This is a genomic window from Hoylesella marshii DSM 16973 = JCM 13450, assembly GCF_000146675.1.
Taxonomy (GTDB): Bacteria; Bacteroidota; Bacteroidia; order Bacteroidales; family Bacteroidaceae; genus Prevotella; species Prevotella marshii.
Map to the genome: position 1 here is coordinate 370014 of NZ_GL397214.1, position 3277 is coordinate 373290.

Below are 3277 nucleotides of genomic sequence, written 5' to 3' on the forward strand. Positions count from 1 at the left end.
GGTAAGCCGCAAAGCCTCTGATTTTCATCCGTTTTCTTTTTTTCTCCACGTTATGCGGGAAGGAGGAGGCATTTAGAGACTGTCTCTACATTGTTTCCGGCAATATGCTTATTCCGTCGGTTATCGCCTGCGCCTCTTCTTGCGTCAGCTTCGGCGCTTGCGTCGTTTTCATGAGTTGCCGCATGGCTTCCTTTTCTGCTGCCGAGCGGCGGCTGATGGTGGCGTAATGCTTCGGGGCGGGCTTCGCCGATAGGTGATGGGGGTTGTATTTCATCTCTTATTTGTTTGTTCGTTGTTTCTATTTTCGCTCTATTTACTCTGCCACGGGACGCGCCGCCATACCGAACGGCGGCTGGAATCTGTTCATCGGGGACGTGAAGCCCGGGTAGAAGACAAAGCAGCAACCGCTGCCCGCCATGTATGGGACGGCTGACCAATAGAAACCGCGTTCGCCCACGTCGTGCAACAAACCGTCATTGTAGTAGCGCCAGCCTGAAGCAGGGAAGAATACGGTGTTCGTGCCTGTCTTGGACTTGAAAGTATACCCCATATCCCAACTCCCCTCGATGTTAGGAGTACCACTATTCTGACCACCCGGCGTGAAACCGGTGAACGCATTGGAGGCGGGAACTTTCAGGCCGACAGGGCAAGGGTCATAGATGGTTTTGACAACGGCATTATCGTTGTACTTGGTTGTTGTGTTGTCCATTGACCAAAGATTGTAATAAGAGTAACCGGTAGGAGGATTGCTCGTCCAGGAAGTACCCCAAGTGTAGAAATTCTCCGGGTGCTGAATACCATTGGTGATGGACATATTGTTGCCGGCATTCTTGTTGAACGAACCATCGGCAATGGCATTCGTGCCGGGGAACGCATCCTTACGGCCAAACTGGTAAAGTGTGGAGTGGAACTCCTTGACGCTGCCAGGATTCTGCGTGATGTCAATGTAGCCGAATTGCGTGACACCGCCATTGGTCATAGTCTGTTCCACCTTGACACGGGCGACACGAGGCTTGTCGTAGGTTGTGCTCTCCCATTTGCGATAAGCAAAGCCGAGCGTCTGCTTGGTGAACTTGTAGTTCACGCCTTGGAAATTGGTGATGGGCGGAAGAATGTCGAGCACGTCATCGTGGTCGAACCACAAGTGCCATGACCATACCACGGTGCCACCCTTGGTCACGGCGATGACAGCGTTACCGTTCTTAATCTTGTCCTGTGGTACATGGAAGTGAACGAAAGCGTTCGCTCCACTACCCTCAATGCCGAGACTGCTGGCTTCGACGATGCCGCTTTGGTCGGTCCATACAATCTTGGCTCCGTCGGGTGCGTTCGCCCCGCTGTTGGTTTGGGTAATCCAAGGATTATTGATGTCCACACCAGCGTGATCCTTGAAATGATGGAGAATTATATCGTTCCCATAGTATATTACCGGTGGTGCAGAACTTGTATAGGAGCTGGGATTATTGCTGCCGTTCTTGATGGCGTTGCCGTAAACCAGCGGAATCTTATAATAGCCGGGAGCAGAAATAAGGTAAGAATTAGCGGTATTGCGGGCGGTCGCATTACCCTTGTAGTCGTGGGTGGATAGGTCGTAATAGCTGGTGGGGCTGCCCTTGGGCGTGGCATCGTGCAAGACTTTGTTGTACGGGGCGAGTTTATCAATGGTGGTGTGGGCTTTCTGCACGGTGGCTGTGCCTTGCTGGGCAGCTGTACTGCCGTTGCCCTGGGTGAGAGTTAGGCCGGTGAGCCAGGCGGGCTTGGTGTCACTCTCGGCACTCCATGTGACACCGCCGTCGGTGCTCTCTTGGTATTTCACCACTCGCCATGCTACCGGCCGTTTCGTGCCGTCGGGAGCTTGGCGATAACTGCTGATGCCGTAGTAGCCGGTCTGCGTGGCGTTGTAGGCGGCGGCCGTAGGATTGGTGGTTTGGATGATGTAGTTCCAGTTGCTGTTCTTTTCCGTTATCATATAGGTTTTGGTGGTGCCGGGCTTCCATTTCTTGCCTTCTATCTTGGCGGTGACGCTGGTGTTGTCGCTAAATGTAACAACAATTTTCGCGCCTGTGGGCAGGGTTTGCGGTACCATCAGGAAGGTGTTGCCGTCTTTCAGGATAACGTTGTTTACAGCCGCGCTGGTGGATACGCCGATGTTGTCGAGCTTATAGTTCTGCGCGGTGCTTTGGTTGCTCCACGTTTTGGTCTTGATGTCGTAGCGGCCTTTGCTGTAAACGCCTTGGAACTCCACGCTCTTGATGGTCTTGGCCCACGAGAGGTTGGAGCCTACGCCGAAGCGGATGGCCGTGAGCGAGTGGTAGAACGTGAGCGGAACGACGTGTTCGCCACCACCCGTATTCGTGTGGTTGATGTTTTGGGTAGAGGCCGTCATGAGGTCTATCTGGTTCGCGATGTCGGTGGGCGTGGTGAAGTCTATGCAGGGGAGTTCGCCCGCCACTGTCTGTGTCAGTTTGACATTGGGATTGCTGCTCTCTACGAACGGATAAACGGCATAGAACTGCAGGCTGGCCTCATCGCTCGTCCATGCCTTGGGCGAAACCATGTTGCCGTTGGCGTTCACCTTCTCGTTGTAGAAGAAGTCGGGCTTACCGCTGCCGTTCTTGCAGGCAAAGGCACCAAACGGGGCGCCGATGGAATTCTGGAAATCGGAGCGGGTGGCCGCGTCGCGCTTCACGGGGTTGACGCCCGGCACGGTGGTTTCCTGCAAGCAGGCATTGCCGGCCGCTTCGGCGAAGTCGAGTTGCCGCACGGCATAGTCTTCGGGATGAGTAGCGATGGCGCGTGTCTGGTCTTCGGTGGCATCCTGAATGTCGCTCACGGAAAAGCCAAGGCCGTCTTTCACGTCCTTGCGCTCGTTGACGATATCGTCGTCGGCACAGGCGCCGAACGACAGTACGGCCATCATGCCGAGGAGCGCGACGGTCGAACGGTAATAAGTCTTCATTACTTGTTTCATTGTTGTTTACTGTTTCTTGTTATTCAAATTCAATCTCTTCATCCTCGTCCTCGTCGGGGTCGTGCACTTCAGGACCTCCGGGCTTGGGCTTGATTTCACTCTGTGCAAGCAGGTGATACTCCTGCTGCAACTTAACAATTTCAATGGCAGGAGCAATGTAGTCCTGCACGGTTACTTGATTCTTGCTCATAATAATGGTTTGTTTAATGATGAATATTTAGTTTGATTTCCGCCTTTCTGCGCTTGGCAAAAAGACATAAAAAGAGGAACAAAGGGAACTCCTTGGAGCCCTTTGTTTATAGGGGA

Annotated in this window: 3 protein-coding genes; all 3 read right to left on the reverse strand. The window is 53.4% G+C overall.

Annotated elements, in window-relative coordinates:
- Positions 1-85 precede the first annotated feature (85 nt).
- Genes HMPREF0658_RS01560 through HMPREF0658_RS11570 form a run of 3 tightly spaced genes read right to left on the reverse strand, consistent with a single transcriptional unit; the run spans position 86 to position 3161 of the window.
- Positions 86-274, reverse strand: coding sequence for a hypothetical protein (locus tag HMPREF0658_RS01560; RefSeq protein WP_006948075.1), 189 nt, complete (start codon positions 272-274; stop codon positions 86-88).
- A gap of 39 nt (positions 275-313) precedes the next feature.
- Complete coding sequence (locus tag HMPREF0658_RS01565) at positions 314-2971, reverse strand: fimbrillin family protein (protein WP_006948076.1); 2658 nt, start codon at positions 2969-2971, stop codon at positions 314-316.
- A 19-nt stretch (positions 2972-2990) separates the two neighbouring features.
- The gene (locus HMPREF0658_RS11570) at positions 2991-3161 is read right to left on the reverse strand and encodes a hypothetical protein (protein ID WP_006948077.1); all 171 of its coding nucleotides are present in this window, start codon (positions 3159-3161) and stop codon (positions 2991-2993) included.
- Between the last annotated feature and the right edge of the window lie 116 nt (positions 3162-3277).